This is a genomic window from Ideonella benzenivorans, from assembly GCF_020387415.1.
In the GTDB taxonomy this organism is placed as follows: domain Bacteria; phylum Pseudomonadota; class Gammaproteobacteria; order Burkholderiales; family Burkholderiaceae_C; genus Ideonella; species Ideonella benzenivorans.
The window spans coordinates 248,089-270,738 of record NZ_JAGWCB010000006.1 but is presented as its reverse complement, the minus strand read 5'-3'; the positions used below and the strand labels follow the sequence as shown (position 1 = coordinate 270,738).

Sequence of the window (22,650 nt, the reverse complement as noted above, 5' to 3'; positions counted from 1 at the left end):
CCCGGCGGCAACGACGCCGCCGGACGTTGCTGGTTGCATCTCCCGAGGAGCCATGAAGTTGCCGTCTCTCGTCCCTACCCAGTGGCGCGTCAGTACCAAGATCCTGCTCAGCGCGGGGGTGGGCGCCGGAGTCTTGTTGCTGCTGCTGGCGTCCTTCTCGCTGCGCATGTGGCAGCGCGAATACCGCGCCAACTCCGAGGCCCTGCTCGGCACCTCCGCCTCGCTGGCCCACACCATCGAGGAGATCAACGTCAGCGGGTCCGAGGGGGCTGTCCGCAGTGCCGCCACGCTGCGCGACCGTCTGCCCCCGGAGCTGCTCTCCCCCGGCGAGACGGAGGGCCGCGCCACCCTGCTGATGGGGGGCATCCCGCTGGACGACGACTACAACGCGGTGGACGCCTATGCCAAGTCCGCCGATGGCGCGGCCACCGTCTTCGTGCGCGATGGTGACGATTACCGGCGCCTGGTCACCAGCCTGAAGAAGGAAGACGGCAGCCGCGCCGTCGGCTCCTTGCTGGGCAAGCAGCACCCCGCCTGGGCCCTGATGAACGAGGGCAAGCCCTACACCGGCATGGCCATCCTGTTCGGCCACGCCTACATGGGCCATTACGAACCGATCCGGCAGGGCCAGCAGACCATCGGCATCATCTTCAACGGCTCGGATCTGAGCGTGCACCTCAAGCTGCTCCGGGACGCGTTCGTGCAGGCCCGCAGCGGGCAGATCCAGACCTATGCCCTGGACCTGCGCAGCGGCCCCACCCAGGGGGCGGTGTTCGGTCTGGAGGCACAACAGACCCTGGCCAAGGACGCGCCACTGCTGACCACCCTGCAGAAGGCGGTGGCCGCGGGAGAACGCAGCGGCACGCTGCCCGCCTGGCGCCAGGCCACGGCCGCCGGCCAGGCGGGCGTGGCCCGCCACGTGACCTGGACCTGGCAACCCCAGTGGCAGTGGGCCGTCATTGTCGAAGAGCCCGAAGCCACGATGATGGCGGCCAGCCGCAACGACCTGCTGTCCCTGTGGGGCATGCTGCTCATCGGGCTGCTGCTGGCGGCTGGCGCCATGATCTGGGCCACGCGCCGCTTCATCGGCATGCCGCTGGCCGAGCTCCAGGCCGACCTGAAGAACCTCGCCGAGGGGGACTTCAGCCATCCGCTGGTGCCGGGCGGCCGGGACGAGGTCGGCCAGCTGCTCAACAGCCTGGAAACCGTGCGCGGCAGCGTGGCCAGCCGCTTGCACGAGGTGCAACAGGCCAGCGAGGCCATCGCCACCGCCAGCCGCGAGATCGCCAGCGGCAACACCGACCTGTCCCAACGCACCGAGACCACCGCGGCCCACTTGCAGCGCACCGCCTCGACGATGGAAGAGATCACCGAGACCGTGCGCCACAGCGCCTCCAACGCCGCCCAGGCCAGCCAGTTGGCCCAGGCCGCCAGCGCGGTGGCGCAGCAGGGCGGCGGCGTGGTCGAGAACGTGGTCGCCACCATGCAGGACATCCACCAGGCCAGCCAGAAGATGGCCGACATCATCGGCGTGATCGACGGCATCGCCTTCCAGACCAACATCCTGGCGCTGAACGCGGCCGTCGAGGCGGCCCGCGCCGGCGAGCAGGGCCGCGGCTTCGCGGTGGTGGCCAGCGAGGTGCGCTCGCTGGCCCAGCGCAGCGCCGAGGCCGCGCGCGAGATCAAGGGCCTGATCGACGCCAGCGTGCAGCGGGTCGCCCAGGGCAACGCCCTGGCCGGCGAGGCCGGGCAGACGATGCAGGGCGTGGTCGACTCGATCCGCCGCGTCAACGACATGGTCGGCGAGATCAGCGAGGCCAGCCAGCAGCAGAGCGTGGGCGTGAGCGATGCCGGTCAGACCATGCGGGAGATGGACCAGGCCACCCAGCAGAACGCCGCGCTGGTGGAGCAGACCGCCGCCGCCGCGGCCAGCCTGCAGACCCAGACGCAGCAGCTGCTGCAGGCCGTCTCGGCCTTCAAGCTGGCCTAGGCGTAGAGCGCGATGTCCCGCCCGTACAGGCGCTCCAGGCGCTGGCGGGCATCGGCCGCCAGCAGCTGGTCCGGCCAGGGGCCGGACCGGGCCTGCTCCACCGTGAGGGGCAGCTTGTAGAGCGCATCGATCTGCCCGCTCATGGTTTCTGGCACCCGGTTGGCCTGCAGTTCGTGCAGCCAATGCAGCTGGGCGAAATCGGTCGCCGGCAGGCCCAGCCGGGCCTCGAAGGCGTTCAGCCCCTCGAACAGGTCGCTGCGGTCGATGTTGATGAGCTGATCCGGCGTGCGCACCGCTTCCAGCGGATGCCATTGCTGGCGGTGGTGCGGATCGCAGGTGGCCAGGTTCTCGGTCTCCAGGAAGTCGATGAACTGGCGGAACGACAGGCCCTGGGTCTCGACATCGACACCGAGGGCCTGCCGGATGGCCGCATTGGCATAGCCCAGGCCCAGCGCGTGGCGAAAGCTCGACACCGCCCGGCGCAGCGGATCGCGCACCACCTTCAGCACCTGGACCTGCTCCGGCCGGCTGCTGGCCCGCGCGGCCAGGTAGTCCTCGCGCTTGTAGAAGCGCTTGAGGCGGTACTCGTGCGGCCAGTTGCCATAGGTCCGGGCTTCGTCAGCCAGGCCCAGCCGGTGGAAGAACCAGATCACCACGCTGGAGCAGGCCGACTTGGGTGAGAACAGCACCACGAAGCGGCCCTGCGGGTCCAGCAGCGGCATTTCCTGCTGGCACAGGGCCGCCCGCCAGCGCATGGCCGTCGCCTCCTGCAGCGAGGGCACCTCGTCCGGCAGGAACAGCACCCGCCGGCCGGCCTTGGCCTCGGGCGGGTTCGCCGCCGGCGGCCGGCGGAACACGCCCAGCCCCGCCACCGGCTGCGGGGACCCCGGCTCGGCCGCCAGGGCGGCCTCGCGCACGGCCAGCAAGGCGGCGCGCAGCAGCTGCATCTGCCGCGCGGTGGGCGGCGTATCCAACACGGAAGGGTCCAGCGCGCGCACGCGCTGCATCAGGCCTTGGATGTCCATGCCGCCACCTTAGCCGATGGCCGGCCGGCCGTCACCGCACGTTCACGGGATCACTGGCTCCGCCTCCGGCAGTGGCCTACCTGCAACGCAGTGGTTCAGGGCCGCTCACCACGGGCCAGTCGGGCCTCGATGTCGTCCAGCACCGGCAACAGGTCTGCCACGCTGTCGATCACGTAGTGGGCGCCCTCGGCCTTCAGCTGGGCGGTGGCCTTCTCGCGCAGGGCCTGCTGCGCGGCCGCCGGCAGGGCCTCCCACTCGGCCCGCGACAGGCCCACCGCATTGCCACTGACGGCCACGCCGACGGCCCAGGTGCCGGCGTTCAGCCCCTCGGCCAGACCGACGCCGGTGTCGTCCACCTTCACCACTGTGTGCGGCGGCCAGACCCCCAGGTCGGCGAAGCAGCGGTACATCATCAGCGGCGTGGGCCGGCCGGCGGCCAGGTCACCGGCGCAGACCAGGTTGTCCGGCGTGTAGCCGGCCGCGGTGGCCAGCCGGGTGACGACCTCCATGATGGGCCGGTTGTAGCCGGTGGTGGAGCCGATCTTCAGGCCACGGGCGCGCAGCGCGGCCACGGTGTCGAGGGCGCCGGGGATGAGGTCGGCAAAGTCGGGAATCACCGCCGCGTTCATCGGCGTGAAGACCTCGTAGAGCCGGTCCACGTCGGCATCGGTGACCGGCCGGCCGTGCAGGGCCTGCCATTGGCGCTCAACCGAAGGCAGGTGGCCCAGCGCACGGATGTGGTCCCATTTGGCCATGCCCATCGGGCCGCGGGCCTCCTCGATGCTCAGCGTGACGCCGAACTGTTCGAACAGGCGCACGAAGGCGCCCATGGGGGCGCGCGAACCGAAATCCAGGATGGTGCCGGCCCAGTCGAAGACCACGGCGGTCAGGGAGGTGGCGGGAGAGTGCATCGGAAGGGCCTCGCAGGAAAGAAGGGAAAAAGGGATGCCGGTCAGGCCGGCGGGTTGACGGCGCGATCCAGCCGCAGCACCGGCCAGCCGCGCAGGCGCGCCTCACGGGCCAGCCGGGCATCGGGGTCCACCGCCACCGGGTGGCCCACCGCCGCCAGCAGCGGCAGGTCGTTGATCGAATCGCTGTAGAACCAGGCCTGCGCCAGCGCCGCTTCGGGCGCCAGGCCCTGGCCGACCAGCCAGGCCCGCAAGCGGCTGACCTTGCCCTCACGCATGTTGGGCGTGCCGCGCAGCGCGCCGGTGAAGCGCCCTTCGGCGTCGACCGCCAGCTCGGTGGCCAGCAGCTCGGCAAAGCCCAGCTCGGCCGCGCTGGGCTCGACCAGCACCCGGTTGGTGGCACTGGTCAGCAGCAGGCGGTGGCCTTGGGCACGGTGCTGTGCCACCAGGGCCCGGGCCGAGGCCGGCAGGCGCGGCCGCAGCACTTCGTCCAGAAAGGCCTGCCGCAGCGGCTGCCACTCGGCCGGGCTGCGGCCGGCCAGCGTGCCGGCGTAGAAGGTGCAGAACTCAACCGCCCCGACGGTGCCGGCCTGGTAGGCCTCGGCCAGGGCCTGGTTGCGGGCGGCGAAATCCGGCCCGAGCAGCCCGCGACCGACCAGGAAGTCACACCACAGCAGGTCACTGTCCCCCGACAGCAGGGTGTGGTCCAGGTCGAACAGGGCCAGGGGCGGGCTCATGCGCGGGCTCAGTCGGCGCGCTGCAGGCCCATACTGGCCAGCGTGTGGGCCACGGCGTCCACGGCCTGCTGCATCTCCTTGGGCCCGATGGCGCCGATGCAGCCGACGCGGAAGGTCTCGACCTCGGTCAGCTTGCCGGGGTAGAGCATGAAGCCATGCGCCTTGGCGCCGGCGTAGAAGGCCTGGAAGTCGTAGCGCGCGTCGGCCGGCGCATGGAAGGTGACGATGATGGGCGAGAGGTGCTCGGGCGCCAGGAAGGGGCGGAAACCCAAGGCCGCCATGCCGGCCATCAGGGTGTCGAAGTTGGCGGTGTAGCGGGCCAGGCGGGCCGGCTGGCCGCCCTCCTCCTCGTACTGGTCCAGCGCGCAGGCCAGCGCGGCCACCACGTGGGTGGGCGGCGTGAAGCGCCACTGGCCGGTGCGTTCCATGTAGCGGTGCTGGTCGTGCAGGTCCATTGCCAGCGAGTGGCTGCGCCCGGCGCAACCGTCCAGGATGGCGCGGCGCAGGAACACGAAGCCCATGCCGGGCACACCCTCCAGGCACTTGCCGCTGGCAGCGATCAGCGCGTCGAACTGCAGCGTGCGGGCGTCGATGGGCAGCGCGGCAAACGAGCTCATCGCGTCGACGATCAGACCGCGGCCCAGGCGCTGGCAGATCTCGCTGACCGCAGCCAGCGGGTTGACGATGCCGGTGCCGGTCTCGCAGTGGATCAGGCCCACGTGGGTGATGCTGGGGTCGGCCCGCAGCTGCTGCTCCAGCACGGCCGGGTCCACCGGCAGGTGCTCGGGCAGGGGCAGGACCGTGGTGCGCCGGCCCATCAGCGCGGCCAGCTTGCCCATGCGCTTGCAGTACGCGCCGTTGTCCAGCACCAGCAGGTGGCCGTCGCGCGGCACCACGGTGGCCACCGCGGCCTCCACGCTGAAGGTACCGCTGCCCTGCAGGGGCACGACGACGTGGCTGTCCTGGGCGTGCAGCACGTCCAGCAGGCCACGGCGCACGCGGGCGGTCAGCGCGTTGAAGTCGGCGTCCCAGGAGCCCCAGTCCTTGAGCATGGCCAGCTTGGTGCGCAGCGTGGTGGTCAGCGGGCCCGGGGTGAGGAGGATGTTGTCGCGGTCCATGGTGAAAGTCGTTCGTTCAGGTCGAAAGGAAACAGGCGGATGCCGCGCCCCTCAGCGGGCGGGCTGGCGCCAGGCCTGGGTGCGGCGCTGGGCCCAGGCGCCCAGCGCCAGGTAGAGCCCGTTGACGGTGATGGAGCTGGCCATGATCAGCACCGCCATCGCCGCGGCCGGGCCGATGTCGCCGGCCTCATCCAGGTTCAGGATCGCCACCGAGGCCAGCTTGGTGTCGGGCGTATAGAGGAAGACCACCGCCGAGATCGTCGTCATCGCGTTGACGAAGAAGTAGCGCGAGACATCGAGCAGCGTCGGCAGGCAGATCGGCAGCGTGACGCGGCGCAGCGTGGTGGTGAACGGCACCTTCAGCGAGGCGGACACGGCCTCGAACTCCGGGTCCAGCGCCTTCAGCGCGGTCACCAACGTCAGGTGGCCGGTGGTGTAGAAGTGCACCACCGTGCACAGCACCAGCAGGGCCCCGGTCTGGTAGAGGCCGTGCAGCGGGTTGGCCGGCGCGTTGAAGAAGAAGATGTAGCCCAGGCCCAGCACCAGGCCGGGCACCGCCATCGGCAGCATGGCCAGCAGGCGCAGCAGCGGGCGCAGCGCCGCCCAGCCGGACGTCTTCTCCAGCAGGTAGGCGCCCAGGAACACCACCACCGGCCCGATCAGCGCGGTGCCGGCGGCCAGCTTCAGGCTGTTGATCAGCGCATCGCCCAGCTCGGCATCCACCAGGCCCATGGTGTAGTGGTCCAGGCTGAGCGTGAGGTTGTAGGGCCAGAAGGCGACGAAGGAGGCGAACACCGCCATGCCGGCCATCGCCAGCATCAGCAGCGCGATCACGCTGCAGTAGGTGGTCATCAGCAGGTCGAAGCCGGCCGAGCGCTGGGGCACCAGGGCCACGGCCCGCGCGCCCAGCTGGGCCGTCTGGCGGCGCTGCACCCAGTGGTCGATGCCAAAGGTCAGCAGCGCCGGGGCCAGCAGCAGCAGGGCCACCACCGCGCCGCGCTGGAAGTCCTGCTGACCGATGACCAGCTTGAACACATCGGTGGCCAGCACGTTGAAGTCGCCCCCCACCACCTTGGGCACGCCGAAGTCGGTGACGACCAGCGTGAAGGTGACCAGCGCGGCCGAGATCAGGCCGTACTTGGCGCCCGGCAGCGTGATGGTGAAGAAGACGCGCCAGCGCGAGGTGCCCAGCGCCGCGGCCGCCTCGTACAGGCGCGCGTCGGCCAAGGTCAGCGCGGTGACCAGGATCATCAGCGTGTGCGGAAAGACCGCGAAGCACTCGGCCAGCACGATGCCCGGCGCGCCGTAGATGCCATCGAAGCCCAGCGCCAGCCAGAGGTCCTTGGCCAGGCCCTGGTTGCCGAACCAGTAGATCAGCGAGATGGCCGACAGCAGCGAGGGCGCCAGCAGCGGGATCAGGCTCAGCGTGCGGAACAGGCCCTTGCCGGGCATCGCGCTGCGGGTGAGCGCATAGGCGAAGGTGAAGGCCAGCGGCAGCACGATCAGCGTGACCAGGGCCGACACCCACAGGCTGTTCCAAAGGCTGGACAGCAACGCGGGTGAAGCGAAATAGGTGGCGACATGCTGCCAGACACCCTGGCGCTGGCCATCGACCACGCCCGGCGCGAAGGCCTGGGCCAGCAGCGCCAGCAAGGGCCCCAGCAGGCCCAGCCCCAGCAGCAGCGCCAGCCCCAGCAGGCCGGCACGCGCCAGGCGGTCGGTCCAGTGCAGGCGCAGCACCGGCGGGGCCGGCAGCACCACCGCCCCGGTCTCGGCGGGCAGGGAACGTGCGCCCGTCATGCGACCGCCGGGAAGACGTGCAGCCGGTCGGTGCGCAGTGCAAAGCGCAGGCCGCCGCCCGCGCGCACCTGGTACTCGTCCATCTGGTTGAGCGAGAACTGCAGCTGCAGCGGGGCCGGCAGGCCGGGCAGCACCACCTCGGCCAGGCAGTTGCCGCCCAGGAACTCGACCTGCTGCACCTGGCCTTCACAAGCCGCGGGATGGTCCGGCCCCAGGCCGTCGACGATGCGGTCCTCGGGCCGCAGATAGAGCCACACCGGCGTGCCCACCCGGTAGTCCGCCCCCTGCCCCGGCGGGCACTGCCAGCGGAAGTCGCCGCAGCGGAACCAGCGCTCGCCCTCGGCCACCGCCGGCAGCTTGTTGACCTTGCCGACAAAGTCCGCCACGAAGGCGGAGGCCGGCTCGCGGTAGATCTGCAGCGGGGTGCCGACCTGCTCGATGTGGCCCTGGTTCATCACCACGATGCGGTCGGCCACCGACAGGGCCTCCTCCTGGTCGTGCGTGACCATGATGGTCGTCACGCCCAGGCGGCGCTGCAGCGCGCGCAGCTCCTCGCGCAGCCGCACCCGCACGATGGCGTCCAGCGCGGAAAGCGGCTCATCCAGCAGCAGCAGCCCCGGCGAGGTGGCCAGGGCCCGCGCCAAGGCCACCCGCTGCTGCTGGCCGCCCGACATCTGGGCCGGGAACTTGGCCCCGCTGCCGGGCAGGCCCACCAGCGCCAGCAGCTCGTCGACGCGGGCCGTGACCTGCGCCCGCGGCTGCCGCCGGTTGACCAGGCCATAGCCCACGTTGTCGGCCACGCTCAGGTTGGGAAAGAGGGCGTAGGACTGGAACACGATGCCGTAGTCCCGCTGGGCCGGCGGCAGGCGGGAGATGTCCCGCCCGTCCTGCACCAGCGTGCCACGGCTGTGGGCCTCCAGGCCCGCGATGATGCGCAGCAAGGTGGTCTTGCCGCAGCCCGACGGGCCCAGGAAGCAGACGAACTCGCCGCGCGGGATGGACAGGTCGATGTCCTCCAGCGCGGTGAACGCGCCAAACTGCTTGCCCACGCCTTGCAGCGTCAGATAGGCCGAAGCCTGCGTCATCACGAAGCCTTTCTTCCACTCGATCCGGATCTGCCGTTCCCGCCTTGCGGGGGCGCGGCTTACTTCTTCTTTTCGCTCTTGGCGTCGTAGCGCTGGGTCCATTCGGTCAGCACACGGGCACGGTTGCGGGCCGACTCGGTGAAGTCCAGCTTGACCAGGCGCTGCTCATAGTCGGCCGGGATGCCGGTCAGCTTGGGCGCCACGCCCGGCTGCGCGGTGATCGCGAAGTTCTTGCCATACAAAACCATCGCGTCCTTGCTCGAGGCCCAGTCGGCCAGCTTCTTGGCAGCCGCCAGGTGCTTGGTGCCCTTGTGGATCGCGAAGGCTTCCAGGTCCCAGCCCAGGCCTTCCTTCGGGAAGATCAGCTCGATGGGCGCGCCCTTGGCCTTGTTGGTGTAGCCGCGGTACTCGAAGGAGATGCCGGCCACGTACTCACCGGTGGCCGCCATGTTGCAGGGCTTGGAGCCGGAGTGGGTGTACTGGGCGATGTTCTCGTGCAGCGCGTCCATGTACTTCCAGCCGCCGCCCTTGCCGTTGTCATCGCCCCAGAGCTTGAGCCAGGCGTTCACGTCGAAGTAGCCGGTGCCCGAGGAGGCCGGGTTGGGCATCACGATCTGGCCCTTGTAGATGGGCTTGGTCAGGTCCTTCCAGCTGGTGGGCGCCGGGATGCCGCGCTTCTTGGCCTCGACGGTGTTGAAGCAGATGGTGGCGCCGAACACGTCCATGCCGAACCAGGCCGGCGGCGTCTTCTTGTCACGGTACTGCGGCATGATCGCGTCGAGGTTCAGCGGCGCGTAGGGCTCCAGCATGCCGTTGATGTCCAGCAGGGCCAGGCTGGAAGCGGCCACGCCCCAAACCACGTCGGCCTGCGGGTTGGCCTTTTCGGCCAGCAGCTTGGCGGTGATCACGCCGGTCGAGTCGCGCACCCACTTGATGTCGATGTCCGGATTGACCTCGTTGAAGGCCTTTTGATAGGCCTTGAGCTGGTCGGTCTCCAGCGCGGTGTAGACCGTCAGGGTGGTCTTTTCGGCCATCGCCCCGACGGCGAACACCGAGCCCAGCAGGCCGGCCAGCATCGATTTCCAGAACTTCATCGCTACCTCCAAAGTTGTGAGAGACCACCCTTGTGGCCCGAGGACATGACAAGCGCGTGAAAGTGCCTGAGCAATTTCAAGACCAGCCCATTCTGCTCATCGCATATTGCCAATTGTTGACAATCTGCCGCTCGTCTACACTGGATGCCGCCATGAACGCGACGCCGCCCGCCCCTCCGACCATCGCCCAGCTTCAGTGCAATTCCCTGGCCAACCTGGTGCAGGGCGCCATTGAGCGCAAGATCCTGGACGGCACGCTGAAGGCCGGCGACAAGCTGACCGAGGCGGCGCTGGCCGACGAGCTGGGCGTCTCGCGCGGCCCGGTGCGCGAGGCCTTCCGCATGCTGGAGGAGGCCGGCTTGGTGCGCACCGAGAAGAACCGCGGCGTGTTCGTGCGCGAGATCCCGGTCGAGGAGGCGCTGGACATCTTCGAGGTTCGGGCGGTGATGGACGCCTACGTCGGCCGCAAGCTGGCGCAGACCCTGCCCGTGGCCCAGGTGAAGGAGCTGCGCCGCGGGGTCGAGACGATGGAGGCCGCCGCCAAGGCCCAGGACGCCGCGCTGTTCCACGAGGCCAACCTGGCTTTCCATGACCGCCTGCTGGCGCTGGCCGGCAATGCCAAGCTGACCACGGTCTACCGCAAGCTGACCAAGGAGCTGATGCTGTTCCGGCGCCAGAACCTGACGCCCGAGAGCATGGCCATCTATGCCAAGGAGCACCGGCAGATCGTCAAGGCGATCGCCGCCGGCGACGTGGAGGCGGCCGGACGCGCCATGTTCGACCATGTGATGGCCAGCCGCGAGCGCACCCGCATCAACCACCTTCCCGCGTTGGCCCCGGTGCCGACGCCGGCGCCCTCCGCAGCCCCCCCGGCCCGCCGCCCGCGCGCAAACGCCGCCCGGCGGTCCGTCTGAATTTCTTCCTGACCGAACCCCAGCCCATGGCCCTCAGCCTCGACGACATCGCCTGGCTCTTTCAGCAGAAGGGCGACGCCCAGTACAGCGGCGAGCCCGTGACCCAGCGCGAACACGCGCTGCAGTCGGCCTGGCTGGCCGAACAGGCCGGCGCGGACGCCGTGCTGGTCACGGCCGCGCTGCTGCACGACCTGGGCCATTTGCTCAACGACCAGGGCGAGACGCCCACGCTGCGGGGCGTGGACGACCGCCACCAGTACGTGGCCCTGCCCTTTCTGCGCGGTGTCTTCCCTGATCGGGCGCTCGACGCCATCGTGCTGCACGTGGACGCCAAGCGCTACCTGTGCGCCACCCGGCCGGGCTACCACGACGCCCTGTCGGCGGATTCGCAGCGCAGCCTGGCGCTGCAGGGCGGCGTGTTCGACGCCGGGCAGGCCGCCGCCTTCATCGCCCGCCCGCATGCGGCGGACGCGGTGCAGTTGCGGCTGTGGGACGATCTGGCCAAGCAACCCGGGCTGGCCACGCCGCCGCTGGACCACTACCTCGCGCTGGCCCGGACCTGCTGTCTCACCCCATGAGCCTCGACATCGGCAGCGGCGTGCTGCTGGCCGTCCTGCTGGGCGCGCTGCTGCACGCCAGCTGGAACGCCCTCATCAAATCCGCCCAGGACAAATCGCTGGACACGGCCCTGATCCACGGACTGGGCACCCTCACCGCACTGCCGATGCTGGCGCTGTTCGGCGCGCCACCGGCCGCAGCCTGGCCTTACGTGCTGGGCTCGACACTGATCCACATCGGCTACTACACCTCGCTGGCCGGGGCCTACCGGCACGGCGACCTGGGCCTGACCTACCCGCTGATGCGCGGCAGCGCGCCGCTGCTGGTGGCCTTGTTCAGCCACGCCCTGATCGGCGAGGCCCTGTCCCCGTGGGCCTGGGCCGGCGTGCTCACGATCTGTGCCGGGGTGCTGACGCTCGGGCTCGCGCGCAGCGCACTGCGCAACCAGGGGGATGAAGTGCGCCGGCGCCAGGCGCTGCGCTACGCGCTGACCAACGCGCTGTTCATCGCCGCCTACACACTGGTGGACGGCATCGGCGTGCGGGTCAGCGGCAACGCGCCAGCCTATGTCTCGGCGCTGTTCCTGTTCGACGGCCTGCCCTACCTCAGCCTGGTGCTGTGGCAGCGCCGGCACGACCTGGCCCCGGTGCGGGCCTATGCGCGGCGGCGCTGGCCGGTGGCGCTGCTGGGCACGCTGGCCTCGCTGGGCAGCTACGGCATCGCGCTGTGGGCGATGACCCGCGCGCCGGTGGCCATGGTGGCCGCGCTGCGCGAGACCTCGGTGCTGTTCGCTGCGGCGCTGGGCACCCTGCTGCTGCGCGAGCCCTTCGGCTGGCAGCGTGCGCTGGGCACCGGCGTGATCGTCGGCGGGGTGATGCTGCTGCGGCTGGGCTGAGCGCCCCGCGCCGCCCCTCAGGCCGCGTGACCGACCCGGTCGGACGATTCGTCGCGCGCCGCGTCGTCCAGGTGCTGCACATCGCCCCAGCCGACCAGCGTGAAGCCTTCGCCGGTCCACAGCAGGCGGTTGACCCCGGTGTTGGGCAGTTCCCAGGTGCGGGGGGCATTGAGCGCGATGCGCGAGGCGGCGCGGTACAGGCAGTCCAGCACCCCGCCGTGCGCGACCAGCACCAGCGTGTGCCCCGCATGGGCCCGGGCCAGACGGGTGGCGGTGGCGACGATGCGGTCGAAGAACTGCTGCAGCGTTTCGCCGCCCTCCGGGCCGAAGTCGGGCTCGCGGCGGCGCCAGCGCTCGCTCTGCGCCGGCCAGCCGGTCTCGACCTCCTGGTAGGTGTGGCCCTGCCAGATGCCGAAATGACGCTCGCGCAGCCCGGCGTCCAGCTGCAGCGGCAGGCCGGTGGCGGCGGCAATCGCCTCGGCGGTCTGCCGGGCCCGGGCCAGGTCGCTGCTGACCAGCACCTGCGGCGCCTCGTGCTGCAGGGCCAGGCCGACCCGGCGGGCCTGTTCCTCGCCGCGCGGGTTCAGGGGCACATCAATCTGCCCCTGCAGGCGGGTGCCGACGTTCCAGGCCGTCTCGCCATGGCGCACGGCAATCACGCGGGTCGGCTCGGGCATGCTCATGCGCGCCTCACACGCCCCAGACGATCGGGTGGTCGTCCTCGATGCACTGGTGCATCATCTGGACCAGTGGCCAGACCCGCTGGCGCAGCGAGACGGGATCCAGCGGCTCGCGCGCCGGGCTGTCCTCGGCCGGCTCGGTCTCCTCGGGCGGGCGGGCCCGGCGTTCCTCGTCCTCGGCCACGGCCTGGGTCAGGCGCTCGATCGCGGCCGGCATGTCGGCCACCTCGACAATGCCTTGCGGGGCCGGTTCGCGCCCCAGCAGGGCCAGCACCCGGTCCCCGGTGGGGGTCAGCATGATCAGGTCGGCGGTGGCCTGGCTGCGGAATTTGTACATGGCGGCGCTCCTGGACAAGAGCCACCATTGTGCCGCCCCACGGGGGGAGACTCAGCGGCCGGTGGACGCCCCCACCAGATGGCGCGCCGCGCGCCCCAGCACCGCCCGCTCGCAGGCCCGCGGCTCCAGCGGGGCCGCGCCCAGCAGGCCCTGCCAGCCCGCGCAGCCCAGCTCGGTGGTGATGAACTGGCGCTGCGCCTCGTGCTCCACGCCTTCGGCCAGCACCTTCAGACCCAGCGCCCGGGCCACCTGGGCCAGGCCCCGTGCCAGATCGGCCTCGGCCGGATGGTCCGGCACGGCCCGCAGCAGACGGCGGTCGATCTTGACGGCCGAGAATGGCACCCGCCGCAACCAGCCCAGGGCGCAGTCGCTCAGGCCCCAGTCGTCCAGCACCAGCCGCACGCCCAGGCGGTGCAGCGCATCCAGGTTGTTCTGCGCGGCCTCGGGGTCGCGCTGCAGCGCCTGTTCGGTGACATCCAGTTCCAGGAAGCGGGCCGGCCAACCATGGTGTTCCAGCACCGCCGCGAGCCGGCGCGCGCAGGCCGGCTCGGCCAGCGACGCGCCGCTGATGTTGACGGTCAGGGCCTGGCGCCAGCCCTGGGCGGCCCAGCGCACGGCCTGGTGCACCGCCTGCTCCAGCGCCCAGTCATCGAGTGCGCGCATCAGCCCGGCCCGCTCGGCCAGCGGCATGAAGCGCGGCGGCAGCATCAGGCCCTCCTGCGCATCCTGCCAGCGCAGCAAGGCCTCCATGGCCTGGACTTCACCGCTCACGCTGTCGAAGCGGGCCTGGTAGTGCAGGCGGAAGGCCTGGCTCGACAGGCCCTCGCGCACCGCCTGTTCCAGCCGTTGCCGCCGGCGCCCTTCATGGGCCGGGTCCGAACCGCCGCGGTGCAGTTCCCAGCCGGACACCCCGGCGCCGCGAGCGCGGTGCAGGGCCGTCTCGGCATGCTGCAGCAGCTCTTCGCCACACCAGCCGGCCTGCGGATAGACCGCCGCCCCCACATGCACCTTCAGGCCGGCGGTGGCCAGCAGCGCCGGCTCCGGCCGGCTGCCCAGCAGCACCAGCCGCCGCGCCAGCGTCTCGGCGGCCGACTCGCCCGCCGGGCGCAGCAGCACCCCGAAACGGGCCGCGCCCAGGCGCGCGATCCGGGCCGGCTCGCGCACCGCCGCCCGCAGCGCCTCCAGCAGCTCGGCCATCGTGCGGGCACGGGCCGTCCCGTCGGCGGAGAACAGCGCATGGCGGTCGAACTCCACCGCCAGCACGGCCAGCGGCTGGCCGTCGTCGCGCGCTTCCAGCACGGCCTCGTCCAGGGCCTCCAGGAAGCCATGGCGGTTGGGCCAGCCGGTGGTCTCGTCCAGTCCGGGCATGCGGTTCCCCTCCGCGCTGGCGCTCCGGGGGGCCGCCAGCTCGCGGAAGGAGTACACCCGGCCGATCGGCCGGCCCGCTCGCCACTGCGGCTGGGTGTAGCGTTCCAGCTGCCGTCCGTTGAGCAGAGCGAGGGTGTCGGTGCCGGTCAGCAGCAGCTGTGCCTGGATGTCGTCCAACCGGGCCTGGTAGGCCTCGGGCTGCAGCACCGAGCGGCGCATCCAGTCCAGCACCGCCTCGTCCGAGGGTTCGGCCAGGGCCGGCTCGGGCAGGTCCCAGAGCTGAGCGAAGCGGCGGTTGAAGGCACGGATGCGGCCGGCCGTGTCCAGCACCAGGATGCCGTCGGCGGTGGATTCGAGCGTGGCCCGCAGCTCGGCCAGCAGGGTCTCGCGCTCGGCCGTGGCCTGGACCTCGCGGCTGCGGTCCTGCAGCGTGACCAGGTAGGCCTGGGCCGGCTCGCCCAAGGGCACGATGCGGCGGTGCACCTGGCGCAGGCCCTCGGGGCCGGCCACCTCGGTGTCGGAGGCCAGCCGCCCCGGCGTCCCGGCCCGCAGCTCGGCCCAGAACACCTGGTCCTCCAGCCCGGGCAGCAGGGTTTCCGGGGCCTGCCCGACACACTGCGCCAGCGGCAGGCCCAGCCAGCGCAGTGCGGCCGGGTTCAGCAGGCAGACGCGCCAGTCGCTGGCATCGACCAGCCAGGCCGGATCCTCCAGCCCGTTCAGCCACTGGTCGGCGCCCAGCAACAGCGCCGGACGCGACAGCAGGCCAGGCTCCAGCGGGATCACACCAGGGCCGGTGTGTCGCTGTCCGCGTTCACCGGTTCCACGTCGAAGAAGTACGCCACCCGCAGGCGCGGCGCCAGGCAATCGGCGGCGGCGGCCGGCAATTGGTCGGCCCGCAGGCTGCGGCGGATGCCCAGGTCCGGAGTGGTCTCCAGATCCAGGTGGATGGCCCGGCTGCTGGAGCGGCTCGGGTCGTAGACCTGGACCCGCGGCTTGAGCGGGCGGGCCGCGTTGATCGCGGTGACCGTGGCGTAGCGGTCGTCGCTGAGCTGCACCACCGAGCCGGGCGGGTAGATGCCCATCAGGCGGATGAAGCCGCTCAGGATCGCCACGTCGAACTTGCTGCGCGACTGGGCGAACATGCGCGAAAGCGCCTCGTGCGGCGTCAGCGACTGCGACGGCAGCGCGCCATTGCACAGGTTGTCGTACAGGTTGACCATCGAGACGATGCGCGCCGGCACCGACTGGCTGTCCAGCTTCGAGCCGCGGGGGAAGCCCGAGCCATCGGCGTACTCGTGGTGCTGGGCCAGCACCAGCAGCGCCCCGGCCTTCAACCCCATGCGCTGCCCCTGCAGCACCCCCTGGGCCACGTGGTCGCGGTAGAGGGCCTGTTCGGCGTGGGTGAAGTCCTCGCGCGGCAGGCGCACCCGCTCGGGCAGGGCCAGCTTGCCGATGTCGTGCAGCAAGGCCCCGGTGCCCAGATCCAGCAGGTCCGGGGCGGCCATGCTCAGGGAGCGGGCCAGCAGCAGCGACACCACCGTGACGTTCATCGCATGGGCCGTCGCGCGGTCGCTCAGCGGCTCGGCCAGCAGGCGCACGCACAACTCGCCCTCGACCAACAGCTTGTCGAGCAGCGCCTGGGAAAGCCGTTCGGCCCCCTCGCGGGCCTGCTGGGGCTCAGCCCCCACACCATCGTTGATACGGCGCAGGTCGCGGCAGGCCTCCTGGTACTGGCGTTCGCAGACGCGCAGGGCCGCCTGCTGCGCCTCCAGCCAGGCGGCTTCCCGGCTGCGAGCGGCCTCGGCAGCCCCCTGCCCCGCCAGGGCAGCCTCGGCCACCGGCTTGCCGGAGGCAGCGGCCGCGGCGGTCTCGGGGTCGGCCGGCGCTTCGGCGGCCACATCCGGGGTGTCGGCATCGCTGCGGTCGGGGCTCCAGCGCAGCTGCTTCAGGCCCAGCCCGCGGATCACGTCGATCTGCTCGACCGAACTGAGCTTGAAACTCGACAGCGGAAAGGGGTGCGACATCCAGCCCACGTCGAGGTGGATGAACATCCCCACCCGCAAATCCTCGACTGCGATCACCGCTGTTGCTGACATCTTGTTCAACTCCCGTGAGGCCACACCCAACCCGCAGGCGCCTCGTCTGGCCTTGTTTCGGCCGTTTCAGAGTGAAACTTGAGTGTCCCCCAAGCCCCCCTCGCCCGAAGGTGCAACGCCGCCTTTTTTAGAATAGCCCCATGAACACCCCTGCCCAGCCCCATTACACGCGCGGCGCCGCCCTGCCGGCCCTGTTGCGTCAGCGCATCGTCATCATCGACGGGGCGATGGGCACCATGATCCAGCGTTACAAGTTGCAGGAAGCCGATTTCCGCAACGCGGCCCTGAAGGACCACCCCAAGGACCTCAAGGGCAACAACGACCTGCTGGTGCTGACCCGGCCGGACGTGATCCGCGAGATCCACGCGCAATACCTGGCCGCCGGCGCCGACATCATCGAGACCAACACCTTCGGCGCCACCTCGGTGGCCCAGGCCGATTACGACCTGGCCCCGCTGGCCCGCGAGATGAACCTGGCCGCGGCCCGCATCGCCCGCGAGGCCGCCGACCAGTTCAGCACCCCCGAGCAGCCGCGCTTCGTGGCCGGCGCCCTGGGCCCGACGCCCCGCACCGCCAGCATCAGCCCGGACGTGAACGACCCGGGCGCCCGCAACATCAGCTTCGACGAGTTGCGCGCGGCCTACGCCGAGCAGGCCCAGGCCCTGCTGGATGGCGGGGTGGACCTGTTCCTGGTCGAGACCATCTTCGACACCCTGAACGCCAAGGCCGCCATCTTCGCGCTGGACGAGGTGATGGAACGCAGCGGCGAGCGCCTGCCGGTGATCATCTCCGGCACCGTGACCGACGCTTCCGGCCGCATCCTGTCCGGCCAGACGGTGGCCGCCTTCTGGAATTCGGTGCGGCACGCCAAGCCCATCGCCATCGGGCTGAACTGCGCCCTGGGCGCGGCGCTGATGCGCCCCTACATCGAAGAGCTGGGGCGCATCGCGCCGGACACCTGCATCAGCTGCTACCCGAATGCCGGCCTGCCCAACCCGATGAGCGAGACCGGCTTCGACGAGACGCCGGAGATCACCGGCGGCCTGATGGGCGACTTCGCGAAAGCCGGCTTCCTGAACATCGTGGGCGGCTGCTGCGGCACCACCCCGGCCCACATCGCCGCTATCGCGCAGAAGGTGCGGCCCTACCGGCCGCGCCATCCTCAGGACCCGCTGTTCGGCAAGCTGCTGGCGGACTGATCCCCGGCCAGGGTGTCCCCGTTCGGGGAGGCGCCCTCCCCCGGGCCCTGGCGCTGGGCCGATCCGGCCATCACGTACTGCAACTGCCGGTTGACCTCATCGAGTTCATCCTGCATCGCCCGCATCAGCTGGTGGTAGAGCCGCTGCTGGCGGCCGGATTCGCGCAGGCGCTCGGCCAGGCGGCTGCCGATGCTGGCCAGCAAGCGGGCGGCGGCGACGGGCTCGTCGTCCATCAGGCGGCGCAGATCGCGCCGGGTCAGGCTGGCGCAGATGACGGTGGACTGGGCCACGCAGGTGGCCATGCGGGGCGCGCCATCGAGCAGCGCCATCTCGCCGATCAGGCTGCCCTCGCCCAGCACCGTCACCACGACGGGGTTGTCCCGGCTCATCACCGAGGTCTCCACGCTGACGTCCCCATGCAGCACCAGCAGCATGTGGGCGTTCTCGCCCTGGTCACCCTCCTGCAGCAGCACGTCGCCATCCTCAAAGCGGCAGGGCCGCATGTAGGACACGATGCAGCGGGCATCGCTGCGGCTGAGCTGCGACAGCACCGACGGCCGACACAACAGCTCAGCCGCCTGGATCATCCAGGGCTCGTCGGCGGAAAGGAAACGGAAGGCCATGGGGAGTGCAGCAAGCACGGGTGAACGCAGCTTAAGGGCCCTCCAGTGTCGCGCCAATGCGCCAGATGGCGCATACGCCAACGCGCCTGGTGCGGGTGGGCGGGCAGATTTCACGCCGCTGTGGCCGGGGCGCGGCGACCCGGCCGGCTAAAATCGCAGCCCATCTGCCAAGGAGCGTTGCAGCGCGGAACCCGTCCCGGACCGGTCCCGCGTCAGGCTTGGTGACGAATTCAACGACGCTCACCCCTTGCCGTGGGTGAGTGCCGTGCGTCCTCGCCCGCGACAGGGGCCCGGTTTCTGCCTGTTGCCGCCACCATGACCGCTGCCACCGTCCCCTTCGCCCCCCCGCCCCTGCGCCTGTCCGGGCTGGAACCGCTCACCATCGACGCGCAGAGCCTGTTCGTCAACATCGGCGAGCGCACCAACGTCACCGGCTCCAAGGTCTTCGCCCGCATGATCCTGGCCGGCGAGTACGAGAAGGCCCTGGCCGTGGCCCGCCAGCAGGTGGAGAACGGAGCCCAGATCATCGACGTCAACATGGACGAGGCGATGCTGGACAGCCAGGCGGCGATGGTGCGCTTCCTGAACCTGATCGCCAGCGAGCCCGAGATCGCCCGCGTGCCCATCATGATCGACAGCTCCAAGTGGAGCGTGATCGAGGCCGGCCTCAAGTGCATCCAGGGCAAGGGCATCGTCAACTCCATCAGCCTGAAGGAGGGCGAGGCCGAGTTCATCCGCCAGGCCCGGTTGATCAGGCGCTATGGCGCCGCCACCGTGGTGATGGCCTTCGACGAACAGGGCCAGGCCGACACCTACCAGCGCAAGACCTCGATCTGCGAGCGGGCCTACCGCATCCTGGTCGAGCAGGTGGGCTTCCCGCCCGAGGACATCATCTTCGACCCCAACATCTTCGCGATTGCCACCGGCATCGAGGAGCATGACAACTATGCGGTGGACTTCATCGAAGCCACCCGCTGGATCAAGCAGCACCTGCCCGGCGCCAAGGTGTCGGGCGGCGTGTCCAACGTGAGCTTCAGCTTCCGCGGCAACGAGCCGGTGCGCGAGGCCATCCACACCGTGTTCCTGTACCACGCCATCCAGGCGGGCATGGACATGGGCATCGTCAACGCCGGGATGGTCGGCGTGTACGACGACCTGGACCCGGTGCTGCGCGAGCGCGTCGAAGACGTGGTGCTCAACCGCACGCCGGTCCTGCAGCCCGGCGAGGCCGCCAAGTCCCCCACCGAGCGCCTGCTGGAGATCGCCGAGCAGGTCAAGGGCGCCGCCAAGGACGACAGCGCCAAGCTGGCCTGGCGCGCCGCGCCGGTCAACGAGCGCCTCTCGCACGCCCTGGTGCATGGCATCACCGACTTCATCGAGGTCGACACCGAGGAGGCCTGGCAGGCCATCCACGCCCGCGGCGGCCGCCCGCTGCACGTCATCGAAGGCCCGCTGATGGCCGGCATGAACGTGGTGGGCGACCTGTTCGGCGCCGGCAAGATGTTCCTGCCCCAGGTGGTCAAGAGCGCCCGCGTGATGAAGCAGGCGGTGGCCCACCTGCTGCCCTACATCGAGGCCGAGAAGCAGGCCCTGGCCGACGCCGGCGGCGACGTGAAACCCAAGGGCAAGATCGTCATCGCCACCGTCAAGGGCGATGTGCACGACATCGGCAAGAACATCGTCACGGTGGTCCTGCAGTGCAACAACTTCGAGGTCGTGAACATGGGGGTGATGGTCCCCTGTCAGGACATCCTGGCCAAGGCCAAGGCCGAGGGCGCGGACATCATCGGCCTGTCCGGCCTGATCACGCCCAGCCTGGAGGAGATGCAGCACGTGGCCGCCGAGATGGCGCGCGACCCCTGGTTTGCCGGGCGCCAGATGCCGCTGCTGATCGGCGGCGCCACCACCAGCCGGGTGCACACCGCGGTGAAGATCGCGCCGAACTACGACGGCCCTGTCGTCTACGTGCCCGACGCCTCGCGCGCGGTGGGCGTGTGCTCGGACCTGCTGAGCGACGAGCGCGCTGCCGCCTACATCGCCGAGCTGGAGGCCGACTACGAGCGGGTGCGCCTGCAGCACGCCAACAAGAAGCAGACCCCGCTGGTGACACTGGCCCAGGCCCGCGCCAACAAGACCCCGGTGGATTGGGCGCAGTTGCCGCCGGCGCCCAAGTTCCTGGGCCGACGCGAGTTCCGCCACTATGACCTGGCGGATCTGGCCCCGTGCATCGACTGGGGCCCCTTCTTCCAGACCTGGGACCTGGCCGGCCCCTTCCCGGCCATCCTGGACGACGCGGTGGTGGGCGACACCGCCCGCAAGGTCCTGGCCGATGGCCAGGCCATGCTCAAGCGCCTGATCGACGGCCGCTGGCTGCAGGCCAACGGCGTGCTGGCCTTCTACCCGGCCAACACGGTGGACGACGACGTGATCGAGATCTACCGCGACGAGACCCGGCAGGAGGTGCTGATGCGCTGGGCCCCGCTGCGCCAGCAGCAGGAGCGCCCGGTGATCGACGGCGTGCCCCGCCCCAACCGCTCCCTGGCCGACTTCATCGCCCCCAAGGGCCAGGGCGCCGACCACATCGGCCTGTTCGCGGTGACGGCCGGCCTGGGTGCCGACCAGAAGGCGGCCGAGTTCGAGGCCGCGCACGACGACTACAACGCCATCCTGCTCAAGGCCCTGGCCGACCGCCTGGCCGAGGCCTTTGCCGAGCGCCTGCACCAGCGGGTGCGCACCGAGCTCTGGGGCTACGCGCCGCAGGAAGCGCTGAGCAATGCCGAGTTGATCGCCGAGAAGTACCAGGGCATCCGCCCGGCGCCGGGCTACCCGGCCTGCCCGGACCACGGCGTCAAGGCCGACATGTTCCGCGTGCTGCAGGCCGAGGCGATCGGCATGGGCCTGACCGAAAGCATGGCGATGACGCCGGCCGCCAGCGTCAGCGGCTTCTACCTGGCCCACCCACAGGCGGCCTACTTCAATGTGGGCGCAGTGGGCGAGGACCAACTGGCCGCCTGGTCGGCGGCGCTGGGCGTGGACGAGGCCAGCGCACGGCGGCGGCTGTCACCGGTGCTGAGCACCGCGCCGATGTCCGGCAAGCCGGGCGCCGCGGCGTAGAAGCTGGCGTTGAGCTGGGTTTCGCGCAGCACGTGGGCGCGGAACTTCAGGAACAAGGGGCGGTTGACCCGCCCGGGCTGCCGCCAGAAGGTCTCCAGCGGCCCCGCGTGCACCAGGCCAGGCACGGCATAGAAGCACTCGCCCAGCGTCACCACCGGCGTGCCGTGGTAGAGCGACTGCAGACCCGTGGTGCTGTTGACCGTCACCACCCCGCGGGCGAAGCGCAGCAGGGTCGGCAGATGCTGGTCGTGCAGGTAGTGCACCCGCCCGTCCAGCCCCAGCCGCGCGGCATGGTCGCGGATCAGGGCCCGGTAGTCGTTGTAGGGCCGGTCCAGCGGGTGGTGCTTGAAGACCAGCAGCTGGTCCTGCGGCGCATGCTGGGCGAAGGACTCCAGCACCTCGACGATGAACTCGGCCACCGAGCCAAAGCGGGAGTGGCGCACGATCTGGGCATCGTTGTGCACCTGCAGCGGCACCAGGAAGTAGCGTTTGCGGCAGGCCGGGTCGCTCAGCTGGGCCTGCATGTGGCGCTCCGTCCAGCGGCTGCGCCACTTGCGCCAGCCCCCCAGCAGCCAGCGGCTGCCTTCGCGCACCGGGTGCAGGCAACGGTGGTGTTCGTAATGGGGGAACTGCGCCCGGGCACGCCACAGGGCCCAGCTGTAGCGCATCGCCAGTTCGGCCACCCCCCAGAAGTTCTGCCCGGTGGGCAGGGGATCGGGCTCGTCCTGGCGCTCCTGGGCCCGGTAGAAGGCGGTGTCGCGCGGCAGGGAGGAGTCGGCGTTGACGCCGCCCACCTCCAGCGTGACGTAATCCGGCCGCAGGTAGCCTTCCTCGAAGACGAACACCCGCACCCCCAGCGAAGTGGCCAGTGCCAGGGCCTGTTCGTGCAGGCGTCGGGTCTGGCCGAACAGCACGATGGCGTCGATCGCGCGGGTCTGCAGCAGGCCACGCAGGTACTCAGACCACTCGGCGCCCGGGCGATCGAAGCGGAGCACACCTTCCGCCGGCGGGAAGAAGAACTCGTCTCCACCGTTGAAGTTCACCTTCCAGACCTGCTGCCCATGCGCCCGCAGCACCTGGGCCAGCTGGGCAAAGAACGGCCCCATGGG

General features: G+C 70.6%; 18 protein-coding genes, 1 pseudogene and 1 riboswitch. Of the genes and pseudogenes, 6 read left to right on the top strand and 13 right to left on the bottom strand.

The window, feature by feature from the left end; genetic code table 11:
• The first annotated feature begins 52 nt into the window (after nt 1-52).
• On the top strand, nt 53-1,990 hold the full coding sequence (locus tag KGA65_RS02080; RefSeq protein WP_225861478.1) for a methyl-accepting chemotaxis protein: 1,938 nt from the start codon (nt 53-55) through the stop codon (nt 1,988-1,990).
• Here the strand turns inward: KGA65_RS02080 and KGA65_RS02075 are convergent.
• The 7 genes from KGA65_RS02075 to KGA65_RS02045 all read right to left on the bottom strand — a co-directional run bounded on the left by KGA65_RS02075 (nt 1,987) and on the right by KGA65_RS02045 (nt 9,757).
• Nucleotides 1,987-3,015, bottom strand: a complete 1,029-nt coding sequence (locus KGA65_RS02075) for a sulfotransferase family 2 domain-containing protein (RefSeq protein ID WP_225861477.1) — start codon at nt 3,013-3,015, stop codon at nt 1,987-1,989. The genes KGA65_RS02080 and KGA65_RS02075 overlap by 4 nt on opposite strands.
• Before the next feature lie 95 nt (nt 3,016-3,110).
• Complete coding sequence (gene phnX, locus KGA65_RS02070; RefSeq protein WP_225861476.1) at nt 3,111-3,926, bottom strand: phosphonoacetaldehyde hydrolase; 816 nt, start codon at nt 3,924-3,926, stop codon at nt 3,111-3,113.
• 41 nt (nt 3,927-3,967) lie between these two features.
• On the bottom strand, nt 3,968-4,660 hold the full coding sequence (locus KGA65_RS02065) for an HAD family hydrolase (RefSeq protein WP_225861475.1): 693 nt from the start codon (nt 4,658-4,660) through the stop codon (nt 3,968-3,970).
• 8 nt (nt 4,661-4,668) lie between these two features.
• Entirely contained in the window at nt 4,669-5,778 is a 1,110-nt protein-coding gene (locus tag KGA65_RS02060; RefSeq protein WP_225861474.1) for a 2-aminoethylphosphonate--pyruvate transaminase, read from the bottom strand.
• Nucleotides 5,779-5,829: 51 nt separating this feature from the next.
• The gene (locus KGA65_RS02055) at nt 5,830-7,578 is read right to left on the bottom strand and encodes a putative 2-aminoethylphosphonate ABC transporter permease subunit (RefSeq protein ID WP_225861473.1); all 1,749 of its coding nucleotides are present in this window, start codon (nt 7,576-7,578) and stop codon (nt 5,830-5,832) included.
• Nucleotides 7,575-8,663: a putative 2-aminoethylphosphonate ABC transporter ATP-binding protein gene (locus tag KGA65_RS02050; RefSeq protein ID WP_225861472.1), complete on the bottom strand. Its 1,089-nt coding sequence runs from the start codon at nt 8,661-8,663 to the stop codon at nt 7,575-7,577. Before KGA65_RS02050 ends, KGA65_RS02055 begins: the two co-directional genes overlap by 4 nt.
• Nucleotides 8,664-8,722: 59 nt before the next feature.
• A complete protein-coding gene (locus KGA65_RS02045; protein WP_375142596.1) occupies nt 8,723-9,757 on the bottom strand; it encodes a putative 2-aminoethylphosphonate ABC transporter substrate-binding protein in 1,035 nt (344 codons plus the stop codon).
• A gap of 152 nt (nt 9,758-9,909) precedes the next feature.
• Here KGA65_RS02045 and KGA65_RS02040 point away from each other — a divergent pair, with 152 nt between their 5' ends.
• Genes KGA65_RS02040 through KGA65_RS02030 form a run of 3 tightly spaced genes read left to right on the top strand, consistent with a single transcriptional unit; the run spans nt 9,910 to nt 12,124 of the window.
• Nucleotides 9,910-10,671, top strand: coding sequence for a phosphonate utilization associated transcriptional regulator (locus KGA65_RS02040; RefSeq protein ID WP_225861471.1), 762 nt, complete (start codon nt 9,910-9,912; stop codon nt 10,669-10,671).
• A gap of 26 nt (nt 10,672-10,697) precedes the next feature.
• On the top strand, nt 10,698-11,249 hold the full coding sequence (locus KGA65_RS02035) for a phosphonate degradation HD-domain oxygenase (RefSeq protein WP_225861470.1): 552 nt from the start codon (nt 10,698-10,700) through the stop codon (nt 11,247-11,249).
• On the top strand, nt 11,246-12,124 hold the full coding sequence (locus KGA65_RS02030) for a DMT family transporter (protein ID WP_225861469.1): 879 nt from the start codon (nt 11,246-11,248) through the stop codon (nt 12,122-12,124). Before KGA65_RS02035 ends, KGA65_RS02030 begins: the two co-directional genes overlap by 4 nt.
• Before the next feature lie 17 nt (nt 12,125-12,141).
• Here the strand turns inward: KGA65_RS02030 and KGA65_RS02025 are convergent, their stop codons facing one another.
• Genes KGA65_RS02025 through KGA65_RS02010 form a run of 4 tightly spaced genes read right to left on the bottom strand, consistent with a single transcriptional unit; the run spans nt 12,142 to nt 16,605 of the window.
• The gene (locus KGA65_RS02025) at nt 12,142-12,801 is read right to left on the bottom strand and encodes a histidine phosphatase family protein (protein WP_225861673.1); all 660 of its coding nucleotides are present in this window, start codon (nt 12,799-12,801) and stop codon (nt 12,142-12,144) included.
• A gap of 13 nt (nt 12,802-12,814) precedes the next feature.
• Nucleotides 12,815-13,141 (bottom strand): DUF1840 domain-containing protein, encoded by a 327-nt coding sequence (locus KGA65_RS02020; RefSeq protein WP_225861468.1) that lies wholly within the window; start codon nt 13,139-13,141, stop codon nt 12,815-12,817.
• A 51-nt stretch (nt 13,142-13,192) separates the two neighbouring features.
• The gene (locus tag KGA65_RS02015) at nt 13,193-15,292 is read right to left on the bottom strand and encodes a GGDEF and EAL domain-containing protein (protein WP_225861467.1); all 2,100 of its coding nucleotides are present in this window, start codon (nt 15,290-15,292) and stop codon (nt 13,193-13,195) included.
• Complete coding sequence (locus tag KGA65_RS02010; RefSeq protein ID WP_225861466.1) at nt 15,289-16,605, bottom strand: cyclic di-GMP phosphodiesterase; 1,317 nt, start codon at nt 16,603-16,605, stop codon at nt 15,289-15,291. The genes KGA65_RS02015 and KGA65_RS02010 overlap by 4 nt, the downstream gene beginning before the upstream one ends.
• 140 nt (nt 16,606-16,745) lie before the next feature.
• On the opposite strand from KGA65_RS02010, the gene KGA65_RS02005 reads away from it, so the two are divergent.
• Nucleotides 16,746-17,804: a homocysteine S-methyltransferase family protein gene (locus tag KGA65_RS02005; RefSeq protein WP_225861465.1), complete on the top strand. Its 1,059-nt coding sequence runs from the start codon at nt 16,746-16,748 to the stop codon at nt 17,802-17,804.
• Here KGA65_RS02005 and KGA65_RS02000 read toward each other — a convergent pair.
• Nucleotides 17,768-18,427 carry a cyclic nucleotide-binding domain-containing protein gene (locus KGA65_RS02000; RefSeq protein WP_225861464.1) on the bottom strand — a complete coding sequence of 220 codons (660 nt, stop codon included), beginning with the start codon at nt 18,425-18,427 and terminating at the stop codon, nt 17,768-17,770. The two genes, KGA65_RS02005 and KGA65_RS02000, sit on opposite strands and share 37 nt — an antisense overlap.
• 163 nt (nt 18,428-18,590) lie before the next feature.
• A riboswitch (S-adenosyl-L-homocysteine riboswitch) is annotated at nt 18,591-18,676 on the top strand.
• Between the two features lie 48 nt (nt 18,677-18,724).
• On the opposite strand from KGA65_RS02000, the gene metH reads away from it, so the two are divergent.
• Nucleotides 18,725-21,541 (top strand): methionine synthase, encoded by a 2,817-nt coding sequence (gene metH, locus KGA65_RS01995; RefSeq protein ID WP_255650406.1) that lies wholly within the window; start codon nt 18,725-18,727, stop codon nt 21,539-21,541.
• A gap of 56 nt (nt 21,542-21,597) precedes the next feature.
• Here metH and KGA65_RS01990 read toward each other — a convergent pair.
• Nucleotides 21,598-22,647 (bottom strand): annotated as a pseudogene (locus KGA65_RS01990) (capsule polysaccharide biogenesis protein); the annotation flags it as partial.
• Nucleotides 22,648-22,650 lie beyond the last annotated feature (3 nt).

Bases quoted from the DNA above. Each gene is read 5' to 3' on its own strand.
- KGA65_RS02080 (WP_225861478.1), top strand. From the start codon at position 53: ATGAAGTTGCCGTCTCTCGTCCCTACCCAGTGGCGCGTCAGTACCAAG.
- KGA65_RS02075 (WP_225861477.1), bottom strand. From the start codon at position 3,015: ATGGACATCCAAGGCCTGATGCAGCGCGTGCGCGCGCTGGACCCTTCC.
- phnX (WP_225861476.1), bottom strand. From the start codon at position 3,926: ATGCACTCTCCCGCCACCTCCCTGACCGCCGTGGTCTTCGACTGGGCC.
- KGA65_RS02065 (WP_225861475.1), bottom strand. From the start codon at position 4,660: ATGAGCCCGCCCCTGGCCCTGTTCGACCTGGACCACACCCTGCTGTCG.
- KGA65_RS02060 (WP_225861474.1), bottom strand. From the start codon at position 5,778: ATGGACCGCGACAACATCCTCCTCACCCCGGGCCCGCTGACCACCACG.
- KGA65_RS02055 (WP_225861473.1), bottom strand. From the start codon at position 7,578: ATGACGGGCGCACGTTCCCTGCCCGCCGAGACCGGGGCGGTGGTGCTG.
- KGA65_RS02050 (WP_225861472.1), bottom strand. From the start codon at position 8,663: ATGACGCAGGCTTCGGCCTATCTGACGCTGCAAGGCGTGGGCAAGCAG.
- KGA65_RS02045 (WP_375142596.1), bottom strand. From the start codon at position 9,757: ATGAAGTTCTGGAAATCGATGCTGGCCGGCCTGCTGGGCTCGGTGTTC.
- KGA65_RS02040 (WP_225861471.1), top strand. From the start codon at position 9,910: ATGAACGCGACGCCGCCCGCCCCTCCGACCATCGCCCAGCTTCAGTGC.
- KGA65_RS02035 (WP_225861470.1), top strand. From the start codon at position 10,698: ATGGCCCTCAGCCTCGACGACATCGCCTGGCTCTTTCAGCAGAAGGGC.
- KGA65_RS02030 (WP_225861469.1), top strand. From the start codon at position 11,246: ATGAGCCTCGACATCGGCAGCGGCGTGCTGCTGGCCGTCCTGCTGGGC.
- KGA65_RS02025 (WP_225861673.1), bottom strand. From the start codon at position 12,801: ATGCCCGAGCCGACCCGCGTGATTGCCGTGCGCCATGGCGAGACGGCC.
- KGA65_RS02020 (WP_225861468.1), bottom strand. From the start codon at position 13,141: ATGTACAAATTCCGCAGCCAGGCCACCGCCGACCTGATCATGCTGACC.
- KGA65_RS02010 (WP_225861466.1), bottom strand. From the start codon at position 16,605: ATGTCAGCAACAGCGGTGATCGCAGTCGAGGATTTGCGGGTGGGGATG.
- KGA65_RS02005 (WP_225861465.1), top strand. From the start codon at position 16,746: ATGAACACCCCTGCCCAGCCCCATTACACGCGCGGCGCCGCCCTGCCG.
- KGA65_RS02000 (WP_225861464.1), bottom strand. From the start codon at position 18,427: ATGGCCTTCCGTTTCCTTTCCGCCGACGAGCCCTGGATGATCCAGGCG.